Origin of the sequence: Gordonia sp. IITR100 (genome assembly GCF_002009645.1) — a bacterium.
Taxonomy (GTDB): domain Bacteria; phylum Actinomycetota; class Actinomycetes; order Mycobacteriales; family Mycobacteriaceae; genus Gordonia; species Gordonia hongkongensis.
Genome location: NZ_MVKV01000001.1, coordinates 642820 through 662318, shown reverse-complemented (window position 1 = coordinate 662318; position 19499 = coordinate 642820). Strand labels below are relative to the sequence as shown.

Below are 19499 nucleotides of genomic sequence, written 5' to 3'. Positions count from 1 at the left end.
GATCTTTAACATGCGAACGAACGACAGCGGCGGTCGCGGAGCACTGTCCCCGCCGGTGGGGGCGACGACACCAGGCACACTGGACCGGTGAAGAACTCGCCCCCGCTGCGACCCATGGAGTTCGCGTCCGTCGCGATCTTCGGCGGACTGACCGTCGCGGCGGTGGTCATCGCGTCGGTCATCCCACTGGCCCAGGCCGCCGGACTGCTCGCCCCGGTGCCGCTCGCACTCATCGCGGCGCGTACGCGGCCGCGGGCCCTGGTCACCGCCACGGTCGCCACCACCGCGGTGGCGTTCGCGATGGCGGGCACCGGCGCGATGGCAACCGTCCTCGGGTCCGCGCTGGTCGGCGGCCTGGTCGGCGACATCAAGCGCCGGGGCCGGGGGATCGGTGTGCTCGGGGTCGCCACGCTGGTCGCCTCGCCGGTGCTCGGTGGGATCTCCGTGCTGATCCTCCTGATCCTGGTGCCGCTGCGTGAGCTGACGATCGAGGCGATGACCAACTCCATCCACGGCGTCGCGAAGTGGCTGCACGGATGGGGCCCGACCGGCGGCGTCGCCGATGGGCTCGACGCCATGAGCCGGAGCATCGCCGACGACTGGTGGGTGTGGGTCTGGGTGTCGGGAACCCTCGGCACCGCGATCTCGCTGCTCGTCGCGTGGTGGATCCTCGGTTCCGTGATCAGCAGGCTGCGGGACGTGCCGAGCGAGGACACGCTCGACGCCGTCCCGTCGGGGTTCGCCCCGGCCGCGGTGGTCGCCGCGGCCCACGATCCGGGCATCGCGCCGCTTCCGCTGGTCTTCGAACGCGTCGGGTTCGCGTACGCGCCCGAAGCCCGCCCGGTGCTGCACGACATCGACCTGCGGATCGATCCCGGTGAGTTCGTCGCCGTCGTCGGCGCCAACGGTTCCGGGAAGTCGACGCTGGCGAAGATCCTGGCCGGGCGTGACCCGTCCACCGGCGTGGTCCACCGGCCGGGCCTGCCCGGTCTGGGCGCGCACGGCGGGACCGCGCTCGTCCTGCAACGTCCCGAGATACAGATGCTGGGTTCCCGCGTCGCCGACGACGTCGTCTGGGGTCTGCCGCCGGGCGTCGACGTCGACGTCGAGGCACTGCTCGACGAGGTCGGTCTCGCCGGACTCGGTGACCGGGAGACCACGGACCTGTCCGGCGGTCAGCAGCAGCGGCTGGCGATCGCGGCGGCGCTCGCCCGGGATCCGCAGCTTCTCATCGCCGACGAGGTGACGTCGATGGTCGACCCGGAAGGCCGGGGACAATTGCTGGCGCTGCTCGCGGGCCTCCCGGCACGCCGCGGGATCGCCGTCGTCCTGGTGACGCACCGCGGCAGCGAGGCGGCGGCGGCCGATCGGGTGATCCACCTGGCCGGGGGACGCCTCGTGCCGCACGCGCCCGACTGGATGCCGGGTCCCGACGCTGACCTGGGCGCGCCGAACCCGCGCCCGTCGCCCCCGCCCGCACCGACCTCGCGGATCGGCGGGCCACTCCTCGTGCTCGACCAGGTGGGTTATGCGCACCTGCCGGGCTCACCGTGGGAGGTAGTTGCCCTGCAGGACATCTCGCTGACGGTCTACCGCGGCGAGGGACTCCTCGTCGTCGGCGGCAACGGATCGGGCAAGACGACTCTCGCGTGGATCATGGCCGGCCTGCTCCCGCCCGGGACCGGTACCTGCCGTCTGCTGGACATCCACGAGAAGATCACTCCCGGAGCGGGTTTCGACGCCGGAACGCCGATGACGGAGCGGGTCGGCGCGGTCGGACTCGGATTCCAGCACGCGCGTCTGCAACTGCAGAAGGTCACCGTCGCCGACGAGATCATGGCGGCCGGTGGTGAGAAGGTGGGCACCGCCGAGGTCGCCCGGGTCCTCGAACTCGTCGGGTTGCCGCGCCGGATGGCGGTCACCAAGGTCGACGCGCTGTCGGGCGGACAGATGCGACGCGTCGTGCTGGCCGGTCTCATCGCGCGCCATCCCGACCTGCTGGTCTTGGACGAGCCGCTGGCCGGTCTCGATCCGCCGGCACGCGAGGAGATCGTCGCACTGCTGGCCCGGCTCCGCGCCGACGGGATGACCATCGTGATCATCTCGCACGACTTCGAGTCGTTGGAGTCGGTGTGCACCCGGCGGGTCCGACTGGTCGACGGGCGTCTCCTGCCCGATTCGCAGCAGATGATCGACCAGGCTCCCGGCTGGGACGGAGGAACCCGATGACGATGCGCACCGTCCCGCTGCGGCAGGTGCCCGGCGACTCGTTCGTGCACCGGCTGTGGGCGGGGACCAAACTCGTGATCGTGCTGATCCTCGGGATCATGACCTGGGTGCTGCCGTCGTGGCCGGCGCTGGGCATGGTCGCCGCGGTGGTGGTGATCACCGCCCTCGTCGCGGGAATCCCGTTGGGCGCCATACCTCGTCCGCCGTGGTGGTTCTGGGGTCTGATCGGCATCGGCGTCGCGTTCAACGTGTCGTTCGCCGGCATCCCCGGCGCCCTGGTCTTCCTGCGCGCGATCACCCTGGCACTCGTCCTCGTCGCCAGTTCGATCCTCGTCATCTGGACCACTCCCATGGCCGACGTGGCGCCGGCGCTGGCGCGGCTGATGCGTCCGCTGCGGTGGCTCCGGCTGCCCGTCGACGAGTGGGCGGTCGCGATCGCGTTGTGCCTCAGGGGTCTTCCGCTGCTCATCGAGGAGTTGCGCATGCTGCGTGCGGCGCATCGCCTCCGGCCGACGGCCAGGGGCCGCAGCGACCATCCGTCGGCGGAGATGGGGATCATGGATCTGATCACCGCGGCGATGTCGTCGGCGCTCCGACGCAGCGCCGAGATGTCCGAGGCGATCACCGCCCGCGGCGGCACCGGCCGCCTGACCGCCCATCAGGCCGGCCCCGGGCGCGCAGATGTGGTGGCGCTCATCGTGATCGGCCTGGCCTGCGCGGTCGCAATCACGGTCACGCTGGCTCTCTGAGGGTGACACTTGTAAGCTCGCTCCTCAGTATCTGCGGCCCGACGGCCGTCGTGGACCGCTACGGAACTCGTTGTCTCGGAGCGGGCCCACCCACTGCTCCCTGAGGAGGCCGGAGCTTGCGGAGGCCGTCACGAAGGGTCCTGGTGAGATGCGTCGCCAAACCCTTCGTGGCTCGTCGCTAACGCTCCTCGCACCTCAGGGAGCAGGGGGAAAGCTCGCAAGTCGCTACTCAGGGAGCGGAGGGAAAGCTCGCAAGTCGCTACTCAGGGAGCGGAGGAAAGCTCAAGTCGCTACTCAGGGAGCAGGGGTTTGCTTGCAGCAGAGAACGTGGCCCCGAACAACAAACAGCGCCGGCCACCCGAAGGTGACCGGCGCTGTTGAGGTTCGGCGAACCGGGATCAGGCCGGGACGACCAGGCCGCTGCCCTGGCTCTTCGCGCGGGCGAGACGCTCGTTGGCGTCGGCCCAGTTCACGACGTTCCACCACGCCTTGACGTAGTCGGGCTTGACGTTCTGGTAGTCGAGGTAGAAGGCGTGCTCCCACATGTCCAGCATGACGACCGGGATGATCGCGGCGGGGATGTTGCCGCTCTGGTCGGTCAGCTGCAGGATGACGAGCTTGCCGCCGATGGTGTCGTAACCCAGGATCGCCCAGCCCGAACCCTGCAGGGTGGTGGCGGCGGCGGTGAAGTGGGCCTTGAACTTGTCGAAGCCACCGAACTGTTCGGTGAGGGCGGCCGCGAGGTCGCCGTCGGGCTCGCCACCGCCGTTGGGCGACAGGTTCTTCCAGAAGATGGAGTGGTTGGTGTGACCGCCCAGGTGGAACGACAGGGTGGCGGAGAGTCCGTAGACCTTGCCGGCGATGCTGTCGTCGTCGCGGGCCGCGGCCAGCTTCTCCAGGGTGTCGTTGGCGCCCTTGACGTAGGTGGCGTGGTGCTTGCTGTGATGGAGCTCCATGATCCTGCCGGAGATGTGCGGTTCCAGTGCCGCGTAGTCGTAATCGAGATCCGGCAAGGTGTATTCAGCCACGATGTTCCTCTCTGAGGTGCTACTCGTTTCCCTGTCCACGCATGGCTCCGACGACTCGGCCGGGCGCCACGCGAATGCTTCCAGCCTTCCCCAGAGCATGGGTGATTGCAACAATCCCGCGCCAAGAAACATCAAGTGCGGTTGAGATGTCAACGATGCGAGAGTGCGTCGGCTGAGAGTTGACCAGGCCGCATCGAGGCGGCTGGGTTCAGATGAGGACGAGCAGGATGAAGACCGCGATGAGCGCGAGAATGGTCAGGGCGCTTGTGCGGCAACTCCTCGCGACGTCGTAGTTGGCGCGTGGGGCGGTCCGACCGAGCCCGGGGGCGCGTCGGAGATCTCCGGTCGCGTGCGTCGCCATCGTCGCCTCTCGTCCCTGGAACGGCTGCACATCCCTGCCGGCGGACGGGCCGCGATGGCGTTCGAGTGATCGGTATCACAGTGCCACGGATGTGACCGCCATCATAAACAGACTCGAACGGTCAGCTCAACTCGTCGTCGCCGGGCCGTATCCCACCGCGCGTAGACTCGACGCATGTCATGGCTCGACCAGCTCTTCGCCGCCGGTTCACGCAAACGGGATCTCGTCGCCGCCGACGCAGCACTGCCCGGCCGCTCGTCCGAGATCACGGTCCCGGGCGAGCACCTCGTTCTCGGAACGCCCATGCGCGGTCGGGCCGAGTCCGACGGCTCCCACGTACACGGCATCGGACGCTTCGACGACGGACTCGACGCGATCGTCCTGGCCGGTGGCTGCTTCTGGGGCATCGAGGAGATCTTCTGGCAGGTCCCCGGTGTGTACACGACTGCCGTCGGATACGCGGGCGGGTACACGCCCAACCCGACCTATGAGGAGACCTGCACCGCGCGGACCGGTCACACCGAGTCGGCGCTGGTGGTCTTCGATCCGGCCGTCGTCGATCTAGAAGGCCTGCTGAAGGTCTTCTGGGAGTCGCATGACCCGACGCAGGAGATGCGTCAGGGCAACGACATCGGAACCCAGTACCGGTCAGCCGTGTACGCCCTGACCGACGCGGACCTTGACGTCGTCCGCAGCACTGCCGCAACCTTCCAGACCGCACTCGACGCTGCGGGCCAGGGTGCGATCGCCACCGAGATCAAACCGCTGGCGCAGGCGGGCAACGGACGGTTCTACTACGCCGAGGACCACCACCAGCAGTATCTGGCGAAGAACCCGCATGGATACCGCTGCCATGCCGCGACCGGTGTCGCCTACCCCGCCTGACGTCGCGGTGCGCGGTCGTACCCATCGGTCGCAGACCCGACGAGACACGCGGTGACCGAACGGATCTCGCTGCGGCAGTGGAATCGCACCCTGCTGCAGCGTCAGCACCTGCTCACCCGCGTCGCCGAGGACGCCATCGAGGTCCTGGACCGCTGCGTCGGACTGCAGTCCCAGGACCCGCGGGCGGCATTCTTCGGATTGTGGTCGCGGATCGCGGATTTCGATCCCCTCGAGCTGGACGATCTGCTCACCGACCGCGAGGTCGTGCGCATGACGCTCCTGCGCGCGACGATCTTCCTGATCGACGCCGAGGACGCACGCTGGATTCGTCCACTCGCCGAGCCCACGCTGCGGCGTGGACTCACCGACATCCACGCCCAGCGACTGGTGGACGCCGACCCGACGCAGGTCGTGCGGTCCGCCGCCGAGATTCTGGCGGGTCGCGAACTCGCCGTCGCCGACCTCGGGAGCGAACTGGTTGCCCGCCATCCGGCGGAAGATGCGTCGACCCTGACCGCCATCGCACGGTGCGGGCTGCCACTGGTCCAGGTCCCCCCGCGTGGTTTGTGGCGCGGGCGGGGCGCTCCGACGTACCGCCTGTTCGACGAGTGGGCCGGCCCGGGCGTGCCGGCCGTCGTCGACGACGAAGCCCGTGCCGATCTCGTCCGGATGTATCTGCGCGGGTTCGGCCCGGCAACCGTGAAGGCCATCCAGACGTGGTCCGGGCTCACCCGGTTGCGACCCCTCGTCGAAAAGCTGGAGGCCGACTGGGAGCTCGTCCGGCTCGACGGCCCGAACGGCGAGGTTCTCTACGACCTCGACGGTCTCGCCCTCGCCGACCCGGATGCGGCGGCGGCGGCGCGGCTGATCGCCCCCTTCGACCACGTGATCGGCGCCCAGGCCGACCGAATCCGGGTCGCCGACCCGGAGATGTACCGGCGCACCGTGACTCCCAATGGCCGGTCGCCCGGATTCGTGTTCCTCGACGGATTCCTCGCGGGGACATGGTCTCTCGACGCCAAGGACGTTCCGGCGGTCGAGTACCTGCGTCCGGTGACCGCCGCCGAACGGCGCGAGGTCGACGCCGAGGTCGATCGGCTCCGTGAATTCCTGGTCGATACCTGAAGCTCGGAGCGGCAGGGCCCGGCAGATGTCGCACATCGTGGCGCCGAGCGCAACGACACACTACGTCTGCGGACCGGATCGAAGGAGCCCGCGACTCAATCGCCGGTGCGCGGGTTCCGCGAGGTGATGCAGTAGCGGCGACCGACCGGATCCGCCATCGTCGTCCAGTGCGGGAAGTGCTCGATCGCGCGGGCGCCCCAGTCCTCGTGCCGTGCGACCTCGTCGGGGACGGAATTCGTGGCGATGTCGAGGTGCGCTGTCGCCACATCGTTGTCTGACTCATCCTGCTTGCGCTGCAACAGGATTCCTAGGGTCACCGCGGGGTCGCGGCGAAGCGCGACCAGCTCGGGCCGACCCCGGGGCTTCGTCGGCCAGCCGGTGAACCCGGTCCAGAAGTCGACCTCGGCGTCGAACATGCCGGCGGGGATGTCGATGCACAGCTGGTCGATGATGCTGATGGTGTCGCCGGGCCAACGGATGGGCCGCGACCGCTTCGATTCGCCCTCCCACGGCACGAGGCAGAACACGAAACCGGCGGGTGACCGGAGGGTGAGGTGAGTCCCGGCGTCGACGACGAGGGTCGCACCGAGTGCCTGTGCCTCGGCGGTGGCGGCGTGCGGGTCGTCGGTGTGGATGTCGAGGTGGACTCCACCCGGTCCGTCGTCGATCCGCTGGACTCGCAGATGCGGGTCGCCGTAGAAGGGCTCCAGCGAGGCGAACTCGCGGTGCTCACCCCGCGGCGGGGAGACCGTGCTGCCCGAGATCGCGCGCCAGAAGGTCACCTCGCTGCCGAACACCTCCGCGGGGAAGTCGAGGAATGCGCTGAGCCACCGCACCTGCACCCGGCAGATTCTACGGTGCGTCCCACGTCGCGGACTGTCGCGGCGCGTGGGAAAACAGCAGGCGGGTCGCCGTCGTTACACTCGGACAGATGACTGCAGGACCGCTGGGGGCGGTGGGGAAGAAATTCTCGAAGGCGCGGACCGAGCAGGTCGCGGTCGTCCGTCTCGACGGCCCGATCGGGATCGCGGGGATGGGCAAGCACGGCGTCAACACCGAGTCCGTCGAGCCGGTTCTGAAGAAGGCATTCGCCACGGAGCGATTGCGGGCCGTCGTGGTCGTCATCAACTCGCCCGGTGGCTCGCCGGCACAGTCGGAGTACATCGCCGAACGCATCCGCCAGCTGTCGGCGGAGAAGGGCGTGCCGGTCCTCGCGTTCTGTGAGGACGTCGCGGCCTCCGGCGGCTACTGGATCGCCTGCGCGGCCGACGAGATCTTCGCCGCCCACACCTCCATCGTCGGCTCGATCGGGGTCGTGTCGTCGGGCTTCGGTTTCTCGGCGGTGCTCGACCGCTTCGGTGTGCAGCGCAGGCTGTACACGACCGGCGAGAACAAGGCGCGACTCGACACCTTCTCGCCCGAACAGCCCGAGGACGTCGAATGGCTGAAGGAATTGCAGGCACAGCTGCACGAGGCGTTCATCGCGTGGGTCAGGCAGCGCCGCGGTAAAAAGCTGACCGCTTCCGACGCGGAACTCTTCAACGGCGACGTGTGGATCGGTCACCGCGCCGCGGAACTCGGGGTCGTCGACGGGATCGGCGTGATGCGCTCGGTCGTCGCCGAGCGGTACCCCGACGCCGAGATCACCGTCGTGGAGACGCCGAAGCCGCTGCTCATGAGACTCGTGGGAAGCCAGACATCGGTTGCCGGATTTGCGGAGAGCGTGACGACCGGCATTCTGGCTGCATTCGACCGCGCCCCGTCGTTGCGGCTGTCGCTGCTCCACCGGGACTGAAAGGCCCGATCACAGCCCGTTCACATGGTTTTGCTTGTGAATTGTCCCCACGTTATCCACAGGTGCTGTTCATCGAAGGAAGAGTTCACGACGTTCCGGCGTGTGCACTTTCGTGAATTTCCTACGCGCACATTCGGCTAAACGAGTGATCGCGGTCACAAGCCGCGGGCCGGTGGCCAGCGTTTTTCCACAATTCCACAGTCTCATCCCCAAGTAGACGGTCAGTGCGCGAACGAGGGACAAATGTCCAGGACGTACATGTGGATAAATTTATGTAGGTCTACATAGCGCGTTGCTCCACACCCGTCTCGGTGATGACAGCGGGGCGCGCGGGCAGTGGTCCGGTCGAGCTGCCGCCGCGCCCGGCCGTCTCTGTGCCACCATGGAAAACGTGAGCATGGGCGACATCACTCAGGTGCCGGTGACCGACCTTCCGGATGACTTCACCGGGCAGACCGACGCGGTGATGCTCGACGTCCGTGAGGACGACGAATGGGCGTCCGGTCACATCCGGGGCGCCGTGCACATCCCGCTGGCCGAGGTGCCCGGCCGCCTTGCCGAACTCGACCCCGATCACGATCTGTACGTGGTCTGCCATTCCAGCGGCCGATCGATGCGCGTGCTGCAGTACCTCGCGCAGGTCGGTTACGACGGGATCTGCGTCCGCGGCGGCATGCTCGCCTGGCAGGAACACGGCAAGCCCGTCGAGATCGGTGATCCACGACCCGAGGGCGACGCCGGCCGATGATCGACCTGTGCCCGCGGTGTCGAATCCAGGCACCGCACCGTCCCGGCCGTAAACACTGCCCCCGATGCGGCGGACCGCTGAGCGTCGTCGAGGATGCCGCGCGGGCGCTGGCCGCCCGGCAGACGCCGGCACGATCGCCGGCGCCCGGCGCGGTGCGCCCGCCGCACGTCCCGTCTCGCTCCGGCCCGGCCCCGGTGTCCGCCGGACGTCTCTACCGCAGTCGCAACGTCCGGTGGGTGGCCCGCCGCCCACCCGAGGCGATTCCTGCCCGCCGCGGCCCCTCGGGTCGACGTGGCCCCCGACTAATTCCCCGGTACGTCTACATACCCACCTGGGGTCTCCACGACGAACCGGCGGAGGTCGACACCGCGCACCAGAAACTCGAGAGTTCGCGTGTCCGACTGCAGTTCGCCCTGAACGTGGCGGGCTCTGCGCTGGCCGCGTCCGCACTGGTCCATCTCGTGCGCTACCTCCTGCTGGTCGTCAACCGTGACCGTCCGCTGCCCGAATTCCTCATCGTCGCGTCCGACTGGCTGACCGTCTTCGTCGGTGTCGTCGCATTCCTCGGATTCGTCCTGGCGACGCTGGCTTTCATGCGCTGGGTCCTGGAGTTGCGCGCGGACACCTACGCCGCGGCCGGTCTCGTCGACCCGCGCCGGCCCGGTTGGGTCGCCGCGCTCGCCGGCCTGCCGCTGGTCAACCTCATCGGTGCGCCGCTGGTGGTGCAGGAGGTCGCCGTGCATCGGGTCGGCCAGGACCCCGCGCTCGATGCCGACCTCGTCGGCCGACGACTCCGCAAGTTGTGGGTCGCCTGGGTGGTGGTGAATGCGGCGGCCGGTGCGGCGATCATCGCCCGGCTCGTCGCGTGGCGCTCGGACTCGCTGCAGACCGGGGCGAACGCGATGGTGATGGTCATCGTCAGCGCAGCGGTCTCGGCTGCCTTCGCCTTCTGGATGGCACGCCGGGTGCGGACACTGTTCGACGCCGCCGCGGCGGCCCCGGTCCCGACGAGACGGTGGGTGGCGGTCGGATGAACTCAGGGGTGAACGTGGGCGCGGCCGAGAAGGTCTCCCGATCGGGCAAGCCGGCGGTGGTGGCGCACCGCGGGGCGTCGGGCGACTGTCCGGAACACACCCTGGCCGCCTACGAGCTGGCTCTCGCACAGGGTGCGGACGGCCTCGAGTGCGATGTCCGGTTGACCGCCGACCACGAACTCGTGTGCGTGCACGACCGGACCGTCGACCGGACGTCCGACGGCTCGGGGATCGTCAGCGAGATGACGCTCGCCGAACTGCGCGAGCTCGACTTCGGGAGCTGGCATGCGGCTGGTGGACCCGCGTCGATCCTGACGCTGCGGGAGCTGCTCACGCTGACCCTGGACTGGCGCCGACCCGTCCGCCTGTTCATCGAGACCAAGCATCCGGTGCGGTTCGGCAGTCTCGTCGAGCAGAAGCTCCTCGAGATGCTGCACGAGTTCGGGGTGGCGACGCCGCCGTCGGCCGATCACAGCCGCGCCGTGGTCATCTCGTTCTCGTCGGCCGGGGTCTGGCGGATCCGACGCCACGCCCCGATGCTGCCGACGATCCTGCTCGGTGACACCGCCCGGGTCCTGGGTGGGGGCGCCGCGACCGCCGTCGGGGCGACCGGCATCGGGCCGTCGGTGATGACCCTGCGGCAGTACCCGGACCTGGTCGATCGCGCCGCCGCAGCCGGTCGGGTCACCTACTGCTGGACCGTCGACGAGCAGGTCGACGTCCAGCTGTGTGCCGATCTCGGTGTGCGATGGCTGGCCACCAACCACCCGGCGAAGGTGCGCGACTGGCTGGTCACCGTCGACTGAGCTGCCGCCCGCACGACCTGTCGGGCGCCGCGGGCCGACGTGAGAGAGTGGACCGATGGGCAAGAAGAGCAAACGGGGTAGTGGACCACGTCCGGGAAGCAATCGCGCCGAGCGCGTCGCAGCACGTAAGGCACGCCAGGCCGCAGCTCTGGCGCCGCCGCCCCGGCCCTTCGCCGGGTTCGCGTCCGAATGCGATTTCGTCGCGCTGCGGACCTTCGTCGCCTCGGCGACTGCGCGGTTGGAGCTCACCGAGCCGGCCGGTTCCCGCAACGACGTCTCGATCGTGACGATCCTGCCGGGCGCGGTGCCTGCTCTCGCGCGCGACCTCGACGGTGCGACAGAGGGTTTCGTGGGTCTACAGACCGACCCCGATCGCTCGGCGCTGACCGTCGAACTCGCCGCGGCCATCGCGTGGGCCGCTCACGCCGACGCCGGCAGTGAGTTCGACCTCGAAGCTGCCGACGAGGCCCCCAGCCTCGACGAGGTCGTGAGAACCGACGCCACCCTGGACATCACGGTGCACCAGGACTTCGGCTGGTGGTTCGTGGAGGGCACCGAGGTCCCGGCGGAGATCACGGCAATGTTCGAGCGCGCCAACGACTCGGTGCTGCCGACCGCGCGGCTCGTGGTCGACAGCGGCGCCGGTGCGCCCTGGTGGGTCGATGCGGGCGAACGTGCGCACCTGCGCTGGATTCGACCCGAGCCGGAGGACGACCTGATGTCGGCGATGGCCCGGCTCCACGCGGCCGGTCATCTGACGATGGGTGAGGGTTCGCGGTTCGCCGGATCGTTCCGCACCCACGGGTTGCTCGTCCCGGTCTTCGACCTCGACAACGAGATGCACCACGAAGAGTGGTACGCCGGTCTCAACGAGCTCGATCGCCGCCTCGCCGAAGCACTCGCCGACACCTCGCCGCTGACGATCGAACAACGCAGCTCCCGCAACGGCATTCGCGGTCGCCAGGTCACGCTGCGCTGACCGTCGTGGTCCGTAACCGCGCTGTTTCTGCTCCCTGAGAGCCTTCTTCTGCTCCCTGAGGTGCGAGCGAAGCGAGCCACGAAGGGGCGTGGTGACGTCCGTCGCCAGCCCTTCGTGGCTCGTCGCTTGCGCTCCTCGCTCCTCAGGGAGCAGAGGTTGGGCTCGCAAGCTCGCTCCTCAGGGAGCGGATGGGGGTCGTCAGATGTTCCCGCCGGCCGCGACCGGTGCGGTGGCGTCGGATGTCTTCTCGCCGTTGAACTCTCGTTCGACGAAGTTCTCGAGGTCGAAGAGGTTCCCGTTGCAGCGTTCGGCGATGGTCTGCAGGGTCGTCATGGTCGCGACCTCCTCGACCTGTTCCTTGAGGAACCACTGCACGAACTGCTCGCCGAGGTAGTCGCCGGTGTCGCGGGCCGACTTCGCCAGGTCGACGACCTGCTGGGTCACCGTCTTCTCCTGTGCGAGAGCGAGATCGATGGGCGCACGGTAGTCCTCGAACCGGTTGTTCGGTGCCGGGATGCCGGGGATCTCGACCTCCATGTCGCGGTCGAGGAAGTACTGCACGATCATCATCGCGTGATTGCGCTCTTCGACGGCCTGGCGGTAGAAGAGCTTTGCCAGCTGGGGCATGTCGTGGTTGTCGAAATAGGTGGCGACCGCGATGTACTGCTGCGAGGCGTAGAACTCGTTGCTGATCTGGTCGTGCAGCAGCTGATGGAACTTCGTGTGTTCGGACATGCGGCCCATCGTAGAGCCGAAAAATGGCTCTCACCAGCAAGTTCAGGCTAAGTAAGGCAAGTCTGGCCTGCGTTTGGCGACCCTTTCACGACGGCCCGCCGGTGTCGACGAGAAGCTCGTCGGGGACGGGCTGACCTGCGCGGAGGTAGCCGAAGAACTCCTCGGTCTGCTCGGTGACGGGCAACGCCAGTCCTTCGTCGGTGAAGGTGCCCTCGCCGGCCGGCGTCGTCGTCGTGATGGGGTCGCGCAGCGCGAACATGAGGGACGCGAGGTTCCAGATGTGATCTCGCTCATCGACGGTGAGCGCGTCGATGGCGCCGCCGACGAACCCGAAGAGTCGGAACGGGTTGAGCAGGACCGACGGACTGGTCGCGCGAGACACGAGTGCGGCGAGGAACTTCCGCTGATTGACCACGCGCTCGAGGTCGGCGCGCGGGAATGCGCGGGTCCGGACCAGCCCGAGAGCCTGCCGACCGTCGAGACGATGACAGCCTTTCGCCAGGCGCAGACCGGCTTTGGGGTCGTTGAGCGGTTGGTCGAGACACATGTCGACGCCGCCGACCGAGTCGACGAGGGTGTCGAATCCGCCGAAGCCGATCTCGGCGTAGTGGTCGATGCGGATGCCGGTCAGGTTCTCGACGGTCTGCACGAGCAGCGCCGGACCACCGATGCTGAACGAGGCGTTGATCTTCAGGCTGCCGTGGCCCGGCACCTCCACGTACAGGTCGCGCGGGATGCTCACCACGATCGCCTTGCCGCCGCCAGGCGGGTTGTGGACGAGCATGATCGTGTCGGTGCGGGAGCCGTCGGCGTCACCCGTGGCCAGCGCCCGGCGTTGTTCCTCGGTGAGATCGGATCGCGAGTCGGTACCGACGATGAGCCAGTTGGTGCCGGGGGTGTCCGACGGGCGTCCGGCGTAGGCCGGCAGGGCGTCGATCCGGTCCAGTCTCGTGTCGTAGTAGAACAGCAGTCCCACACTGCCGAGGACGACGACGAGCAGCAGGATCATCAGGATCTTGCCCACCCGGACCGCGCGGCGCCCCGTGCGCCGGGGCCGGCGAGGACCGGCCGGCCCCGGGGTCGCGGGCGGACGTCCGACGGACCGGTCCCGGTCGCGACGGTCGCCACGCGGCGGACGAGGTCCACGGGACCGATCGTCGGGGATCGGCTCCGGCTTCTGGGTGGGCGCATACCCGCCGGGAGCGGGCCGCGCCGATGGTGGCGGCCGATCGGCCGGGGACGGGTGCGGGGGCCGGCCGGTGGGACCGGGGCCCGGCGCCCGGCGCGGGTCGGGACCGCGTGCAGGGATCCGCGGCATGGCCTGCGGATGAGCGGACGGACCGACGGCACCGGGAGGAGGGCGGTGGCCTTGTCCGGGTGGTGGCCCCGGGCGCGGAGACGGGCCCGCTGGCCGCCCGGGCGGCATCGGCGGTCCGGGGCGACCTCGCCGGAGGATCGGCGGGTCCTGCTCGTTCATCCCAACCAATGTACGCATGGGCGGTGGCCACGGATGTCGGTCGGTTGGTTGCCGACGTGGCGTCGAACCGCCCACCTGAGGTCTCGTTCCGGACCGAACGGGGTACAGGACACGCCATGACCGACAAACACGTCGCCGACGCCACGTCGCAGGACTCCGGGAACGATGACGCCCGGACCGACGGCGGGCACACCCCGCTGCGTCGCGCCATCACCGGCAAACTCCTGTTCCTGTTCATCCTGGGCGATGTCCTCGGTGCGGGCATCTATGCGCTCGTCGGGGAGGTCGCCGGTGAGGTCGGGGGAGCGATCTGGGTGCCGTTGGCGCTCGCCCTCGCGCTGGCGATGCTGACCGCGGCGTCGTATGCGGAGCTCGTCACCAAGTACCCGCGGGCCGGCGGCGCGGCGGTGTTCGCGCGGCACGCGTACCGCCATCCGCTCATCTCTTTCCTGGTGGGGTTCTGCATGCTGGCGGCCGGTGTGACGAGCGCCGCCGGGTTGGCGCTCGCCTTCGCGGGGGACTACCTGCAGGTCTTTCTGGACGTGCCCACCACCGCGGCGGCGCTGGTGTTCCTGCTCGCCGTCGCGGCGCTGAACGCCCGCGGGATCACCGAGTCCCTGCGGGCCAACGTGGTGATGACCGTGGTGGAGGTCTCCGGACTCGTGCTCGTCGTCGTGTTGGCCGGGATCGTGCTGGGTCGCGGTGACGGTGAGCCGCAGCGGGTGCTGGAGTTCACCGACGAGACCACCCCGGCTCTCGCCGTGCTGGGCGCGGCGTTGCTCGCCTACTACTCGTTCGTCGGGTTCGAGACCTCCGCGAACATGGCCGAAGAAGTCCGTGACGTGCGGCGGGTCTATCCGAAGGCGCTGTTCGGTGCGCTGATCGCCGCCGGCGTCGTCTACGTCCTCGTCGGTCTCGCCGTGTCGGTCGTCGCGCCACCGGAGCGCCTGGTGGAGTCGTCGGGCCCGTTGCTCGAGGTCGTCTCGATCGCCGATGTCGGGATCCCCGACCAGCTGTTCTCCCTGATCGCGCTCATCGCCGTCGCGAACGGCGCGCTGCTCACGATGATCATGGCGTCGCGCCTGACCTTCGGCATGGCCCGCGACGGGTTGCTGCCCGGTGCGCTGGCGAAGGTGCTGCCCGGTCGTCGGACACCGTGGACGGCGATTGTCGCCACCACCGCCGTCGCGATGATCCTCTCGGCAACCGGGACCGTCGCGGCACTCGCCGAGACGGTGGTGCTCCTGCTGCTGTTCGTGTTCGTCAGCACCAATGTCGCCGTCCTCGTCCTGCGCCGCGACCGCACGGACACCGACCACTTCCGGGCGCCGACGATCCTGCCCGTGCTCGCGGTGATCTCCTGCATCGTCCTGATGACGCAGCAGAGCGCGTCGACCTGGTTGCGCGCGGGCATCCTGATCGTCGTCGGACTCGTGCTCTATCTCCTCGCGCGTGTGACCGGGTCGGGTGGGCGCCGGGTCAACGACGACGACATCGACGACGACATCGACGACGACGATCGCTCCGGGCGCCTCACCTGACGCGGATGTTGTTCGCGCGGTAGTCGTATCCGTCCTGACTCGCTCGCTCGTACTGGAATTCGACGGTCTGCCCCGGCACCAGGTCCCGGAAACCGGTACCGACGATCTCGCTGTAGAACGCCCACGCCCCGCCCGGGGTGGCGTCGGAAGCGAGTACGCCCCATCCCTCTTCGCCGTTCCACGACCGAACGGTCCCGGTGGTGTTCGGACCGAGGGTAGTTGGTGGCGGTGACGTCGGTGTGTCGGTGAGGGCGGTCTCCTCGATTATCGTGAGTCCGTCCGGTCCGGCGTCACCGACGCTGTGCCACAGGGCAGTTCGGAACACGCCATTGTGCTTCGGATCCGGCCGGGCCACCTCGGTCGGCCAGACCGAGAGCGCCACATATCGGCATCCGCTTTCCGCTGGCACAGCTATCGCATGGTCGAAGTCGACGACGGTCCCCGGACGCAAGCCCGGCAGGGACAGCTCGTCGAGATTCTGAACGGCCCGAACACGGACGACGAAGGTGGACACGTGGACGGTGCCGGACAACGCTGGTGACTCGATGACACCCCAGCCCTCGTCGTGGTGCCATTCGCGGATCATCCCGGTCGTCGACATCGGTCCACCGTAGGCGCCGGACCTGTGGCGCGACAGTCGATATTCGTTGCGGCGGTTTGCGGCAGGCCGACCAAGATGCCGCAAAGTCGATGCGCGTGCTGACCGCGTGTCGGTCGGGTTCGGGATGAGAACGCTTGCTTCGCGGGACGGTCTCGGCTGCCGGACCGATGTCGCACGCGACCTCGATCGGTACGCGCGACGTCGATCGAAGTCGCGCCGACGGTTCGAAGTCGCACGCGACCTCGTACCGATGACCCGAGCCCTGGCTCAATGCTCCGCGAGCGATCCGATCTCGGGGGCGTCGGGGCCGAAGTGGCGGAAGAGTGTGCGGCGTCGGGAACGGGTGCCGGTCCATTCCAGATAGCGCGGACCGGCCGGTGTTCGTGCGATGACCTGGTAGACAACAGTGTTGCGGACCCACGCGAGACCGAACGCCCACGGCACCGCGGGGCGGAGACCGAGGTCGCGCATGCCGCGCACGCCGAGAAAGCCCTGCAGCATGCTCAGCAGGCGGGCGCGGGTGTAGCGCGCGGCGAGGCGGGGGAACAACCGGTAGTGCAAGCGGCTCTGGGCGTCGACGATCGCTGTCGTGAGGGCCGCGCCGGCGTCGGTCACGTCGTGCTGCGCCAGTAAGACCGCATAACTCAGCTGATGCTGGTCGCGTTCGGAGTCGAAGAGCCAGTCGTCGTCGACGCCGATCAGCCAACCGACGTACTTCCAGAGGTGCATGAGGGCGCGGGAGTCGTCACGGCTCACCGGGACGCCGAGGGCGCGGACCCCCATCATCAGTGCGCCGCTGAAGAGGTTCAGCGTCGCGGCGAGGTCGGACTGGTTGATCGGCAGACCCCACTGGTCGATGTCCCAGCGGCCGTTGTGCTCGTACCGCTCGTTGACCAGGGCATGCATGAGGCGCACGTGGACGGTGAGTCGCCAGCCGTCGCCGTCGCGTGCCATCCCGCCCGGTTCGCCGACCGCGATGGCCCAGGTCTGCGTCTCGCCGAGTCGTCGGATGACCGTGTTCCCGGTGAGGCCGCCGGTCGCGACCAGCAGGTCGGCGGGACCGCCGAAGCGGTAGCCGCCGATCAGGGAGAGCTGGAGCAGGACGTCGTTGGCGTTCTGGCCGAACCGCCGATAGACGGCGGCGCCGCGGTCGCAGAGAGCGGGATCGACCCAGTCCGGTGTCTTCTCGACGAGTGCGAAGAAGTCGCGCAGGGCGTCGGGCGCATCGGAGGGCATGTCGCCGGCGAGGGCCCGCTCGAACTGGCGCATCGTGACCCGGCCGTCGGTGTCCCGCGGGAGGCGCATGGCCCGAACCAGCGCCGCGGCGGGTTCGTCCCGTGTGCGCAGCCGACGTCCGAGCTCCGCGAGCTCGTCGTCGCCGGGTTCACGGAGGTGGTTGTAGACCTTGAGCAGTCTGCCGATGCGCCGGCCGCGGGACTCGGCGGCTCGATGGCGTCGCGGGAAAGGGAAACTCGCCGGCTCGGCGGTCGGGTCGGACGGCGCATCGACGGTCATGAGACGAATCTAGCGAATCATCTCACCCCGTTCAATGGTGGCCGGTAGGGGTGCACGGTCGGAGTGCGCAGTCGACGGGAAAGGCCGCACGGTCGACGATGTCTCGGTTCTCAGCCGACCCAGGACAGATGGTCGCGGAGCAGTCCGTAGCCGACGAAGGCGACCACATCGATGACCGCGTGGGCGATCACGAGGGGCCAGACGCGGCCGGTGACCTGGAAGAAGCGCCCGTAGACCACGCCCATGACCAGATTCCCGAGTCCGCCGCCGAAGCCCTGGTACAGGTGATAGCCGCCGCGGAGGATCGCGCTGGCGGCGAGCGACGCGTTGTCGGACACGCCGAGTTGTCGCAACCGGGTGATGAAGTACGCGACCACCACGATCTCCTCGGCGGCGGCGTTGCCGATCGCGATGAGCACCAGAACCGGCCACTCCCACCAGGTGTCGGCCTGGCTGGGCACCAGGCTCGCGTTGAGGCCCAGGGTCCGGGCCACGGCGACGAGTCCCAGGCCGGGCAGACCGATGACGGCGGCGAGGACCAGTCCCGAGGGGATGTCGCGGCGCGGGGTCCACCGACCCAGGCCGACGCGCGACAGTCCGATCCCGCTGCGCCACAGCAGATACATCCCCAAGGCGGCGATGGCGAACAGTCGGAGGCCGCCCATGATCTGCCGGACGGCGTCGATGAGACCGAGGTCGGAGCGGCTGGGATTGAGTGCGACCGTGGTCTCGCCGATACCGCCTGCGAGCTGCGCCTCGAGCAGTGCGAGTGCCGCGGACAGCGCCGAGAACGCGAATGTGAGGACACCGACGATGACCAGTTCGACGATGATGCCGCGTCGTTCGGTCCGGTCGGTGACGACCGGGATGCCGTGGGGCGACGGTGTGAGGTACTCGCGCAAGGCCATGCCGGTCAGCCTAGGACCCCGCGATCCGTGGTGCGGATGCGTGATCCGCGGGCGGCGTTGCTACGGAAGCCGGGTCAGTCGGGCATCGAGTTCAGGAACGGGCAGCCCGCGAGATTCCGCAGCGCGCGGGACAGTTCGAACACGTCGGAGACCGGCCGCGCGAACGGGAGGCGGACGTCGGAGTCGCTGTCGAGTCCCTCGATGCGGAACCGGATGCCGAAGCGATCGAGGCCGAGCGGCCGCACCCGTCCGGTGCGCAGCTCGACGGGAAGCTTGCGGACCAGTTGTCCGACGATGTCGGCGTGGTCGCTGTCGAGATGTTCGAGCCAGCTGCCTTCGTGCTCCCAGAAGGGGTCGGGGTCGGCGTCGGCGAGCTCGGTGGCCGACACCGACGCCGCGCCGTCCGAGGACGCGATGACCGCGGTGTCGACCTGCAGGCGCATCATCGACGCGCCGTGTCCGATGTCGAGGAGACCGTCGTCGGGGTGTTCGCCCGCGATCTCGATGGCCAGGTCGCGTTCCAGGTCGCGCGGGACCTCGTGCAACGTGCCGTTCAGCCAGATCACCGAACGCACGCGTTCACGCAAGTCGATGGGTGCCCAGTCGGTGACCTCGAGCATGGCGGGCACGCCCTCGGCGCCGTCGACGGTCCGCATCGCGTCGCCGTCGGTGGGGACGAGGACGAAGGCCTGGGACTCGAAGAGGTGCACGACGTCGATCGGGGTGGCGTCCGCGCCCTCGACGGCCAGGATGGCGGAACCGCCGCGACGACAAGCCGTCTGGATCATCTCGGCATCCGTGGGGCGGTCGGTCGTCGTTCTCGTCATGACAGTCTCTCCGGTCGGCGTCGCGGGGCGCGGGTCGTATGAAAGGTAACCCTAACCTAAATACCCGGAGCGCACGCGTCAATGGTTTCGACACCCCTGCGTAGAGCCTGGGACACATGCGCGAAAGGGTCTCGGCAGGCCTGTTCCACTAGGCTC

The 19499-nt window shown here is 68.8% G+C and carries 19 protein-coding genes; 10 read left to right on the top strand and 9 right to left on the bottom strand.

The features are described from left to right. Positions 1 to 87 precede the first annotated feature (87 nt). Positions 88 to 2229 carry an ABC transporter ATP-binding protein gene (locus tag B1818_RS03120; RefSeq protein WP_197414703.1) on the top strand — a complete coding sequence of 714 codons (2142 nt, stop codon included), beginning with the start codon at positions 88 to 90 and terminating at the stop codon, positions 2227 to 2229. Beyond that, complete coding sequence (locus B1818_RS03115) at positions 2226 to 2978, top strand: energy-coupling factor transporter transmembrane protein EcfT (RefSeq protein ID WP_058253713.1); 753 nt, start codon at positions 2226 to 2228, stop codon at positions 2976 to 2978. The genes B1818_RS03120 and B1818_RS03115 overlap by 4 nt, the downstream gene beginning before the upstream one ends. 398 nt (positions 2979 to 3376) lie before the next feature. On the opposite strand, the gene B1818_RS03110 is transcribed toward B1818_RS03115, so the two are convergent. Both B1818_RS03110 and B1818_RS24140 read right to left on the bottom strand, forming a co-directional pair. Next, positions 3377 to 4006, bottom strand: a complete 630-nt coding sequence (locus B1818_RS03110) for a superoxide dismutase (protein ID WP_004021423.1) — start codon at positions 4004 to 4006, stop codon at positions 3377 to 3379. Between the two features lie 208 nt (positions 4007 to 4214). Further along, positions 4215 to 4367, bottom strand: coding sequence for a hypothetical protein (locus B1818_RS24140; protein ID WP_165629232.1), 153 nt, complete (start codon positions 4365 to 4367; stop codon positions 4215 to 4217). Positions 4368 to 4541: 174 nt separating this feature from the next. On the opposite strand from B1818_RS24140, the gene msrA reads away from it, so the two are divergent. Further along, positions 4542 to 5252 (top strand): peptide-methionine (S)-S-oxide reductase MsrA, encoded by a 711-nt coding sequence (msrA, locus tag B1818_RS03100; protein ID WP_058253715.1) that lies wholly within the window; start codon positions 4542 to 4544, stop codon positions 5250 to 5252. 51 nt (positions 5253 to 5303) lie between these two features. Further along, positions 5304 to 6377: a winged helix DNA-binding domain-containing protein gene (locus B1818_RS03095; protein WP_078111895.1), complete on the top strand. Its 1074-nt coding sequence runs from the start codon at positions 5304 to 5306 to the stop codon at positions 6375 to 6377. 95 nt (positions 6378 to 6472) lie between these two features. Here the strand turns inward: B1818_RS03095 and B1818_RS03090 are convergent, their stop codons facing one another. Next, positions 6473 to 7219, bottom strand: a complete 747-nt coding sequence (locus tag B1818_RS03090; RefSeq protein WP_078111894.1) for a VOC family protein — start codon at positions 7217 to 7219, stop codon at positions 6473 to 6475. Between the two features lie 89 nt (positions 7220 to 7308). Here B1818_RS03090 and B1818_RS03085 point away from each other — a divergent pair, with 89 nt between their 5' ends. The 5 genes from B1818_RS03085 (at position 7309) to B1818_RS03065 (ending at position 11739) form a co-directional block, all read left to right on the top strand. Then, a complete protein-coding gene (locus tag B1818_RS03085) occupies positions 7309 to 8172 on the top strand; it encodes a S49 family peptidase (RefSeq protein WP_078111893.1) in 864 nt (287 codons plus the stop codon). Positions 8173 to 8569: 397 nt separating this feature from the next. After that, on the top strand, positions 8570 to 8920 hold the full coding sequence (locus tag B1818_RS03080) for a rhodanese-like domain-containing protein (protein ID WP_058253732.1): 351 nt from the start codon (positions 8570 to 8572) through the stop codon (positions 8918 to 8920). Next, on the top strand, positions 8917 to 9954 hold the full coding sequence (locus B1818_RS03075; RefSeq protein WP_078111892.1) for a DUF4328 domain-containing protein: 1038 nt from the start codon (positions 8917 to 8919) through the stop codon (positions 9952 to 9954). The genes B1818_RS03080 and B1818_RS03075 overlap by 4 nt, the downstream gene beginning before the upstream one ends. Next, complete coding sequence (locus tag B1818_RS03070; RefSeq protein WP_058253733.1) at positions 9951 to 10760, top strand: glycerophosphodiester phosphodiesterase family protein; 810 nt, start codon at positions 9951 to 9953, stop codon at positions 10758 to 10760. Before B1818_RS03075 ends, B1818_RS03070 begins: the two co-directional genes overlap by 4 nt. A 55-nt stretch (positions 10761 to 10815) precedes the next feature. After that, positions 10816 to 11739 carry a DUF5926 family protein gene (locus B1818_RS03065; RefSeq protein ID WP_058253720.1) on the top strand — a complete coding sequence of 308 codons (924 nt, stop codon included), beginning with the start codon at positions 10816 to 10818 and terminating at the stop codon, positions 11737 to 11739. A gap of 198 nt (positions 11740 to 11937) precedes the next feature. Here B1818_RS03065 and B1818_RS03060 read toward each other — a convergent pair whose 3' ends face one another. Together B1818_RS03060 and B1818_RS03055 are read right to left on the bottom strand one after the other, a co-directional pair. Continuing rightward, entirely contained in the window at positions 11938 to 12474 is a 537-nt protein-coding gene (locus tag B1818_RS03060; protein ID WP_058253734.1) for a ferritin, read from the bottom strand. An 85-nt stretch (positions 12475 to 12559) separates the two neighbouring features. Then, positions 12560 to 13483, bottom strand: coding sequence for an LCP family protein (locus B1818_RS03055; RefSeq protein ID WP_058253735.1), 924 nt, complete (start codon positions 13481 to 13483; stop codon positions 12560 to 12562). 584 nt (positions 13484 to 14067) lie between these two features. Between B1818_RS03055 and B1818_RS03050 the strand changes: the two genes are divergently transcribed. Then, positions 14068 to 15492 carry an APC family permease gene (locus B1818_RS03050; protein ID WP_058253736.1) on the top strand — a complete coding sequence of 475 codons (1425 nt, stop codon included), beginning with the start codon at positions 14068 to 14070 and terminating at the stop codon, positions 15490 to 15492. Here B1818_RS03050 and B1818_RS24270 read toward each other — a convergent pair. The 4 genes from B1818_RS24270 to B1818_RS03030 form a co-directional block, all read right to left on the bottom strand. After that, positions 15485 to 16093: a cold-shock protein gene (locus B1818_RS24270; RefSeq protein WP_058253721.1), complete on the bottom strand. Its 609-nt coding sequence runs from the start codon at positions 16091 to 16093 to the stop codon at positions 15485 to 15487. The two genes, B1818_RS03050 and B1818_RS24270, sit on opposite strands and share 8 nt — an antisense overlap. A gap of 267 nt (positions 16094 to 16360) precedes the next feature. After that, entirely contained in the window at positions 16361 to 17608 is a 1248-nt protein-coding gene (locus B1818_RS03040) for an oxygenase MpaB family protein (protein ID WP_078111891.1), read from the bottom strand. 110 nt (positions 17609 to 17718) lie between these two features. Continuing rightward, entirely contained in the window at positions 17719 to 18516 is a 798-nt protein-coding gene (locus tag B1818_RS03035) for a CPBP family intramembrane glutamic endopeptidase (RefSeq protein ID WP_078111890.1), read from the bottom strand. A 74-nt stretch (positions 18517 to 18590) separates the two neighbouring features. Further along, positions 18591 to 19343, bottom strand: coding sequence for a DUF2470 domain-containing protein (locus B1818_RS03030; RefSeq protein ID WP_058253724.1), 753 nt, complete (start codon positions 19341 to 19343; stop codon positions 18591 to 18593). Positions 19344 to 19499 lie beyond the last annotated feature (156 nt).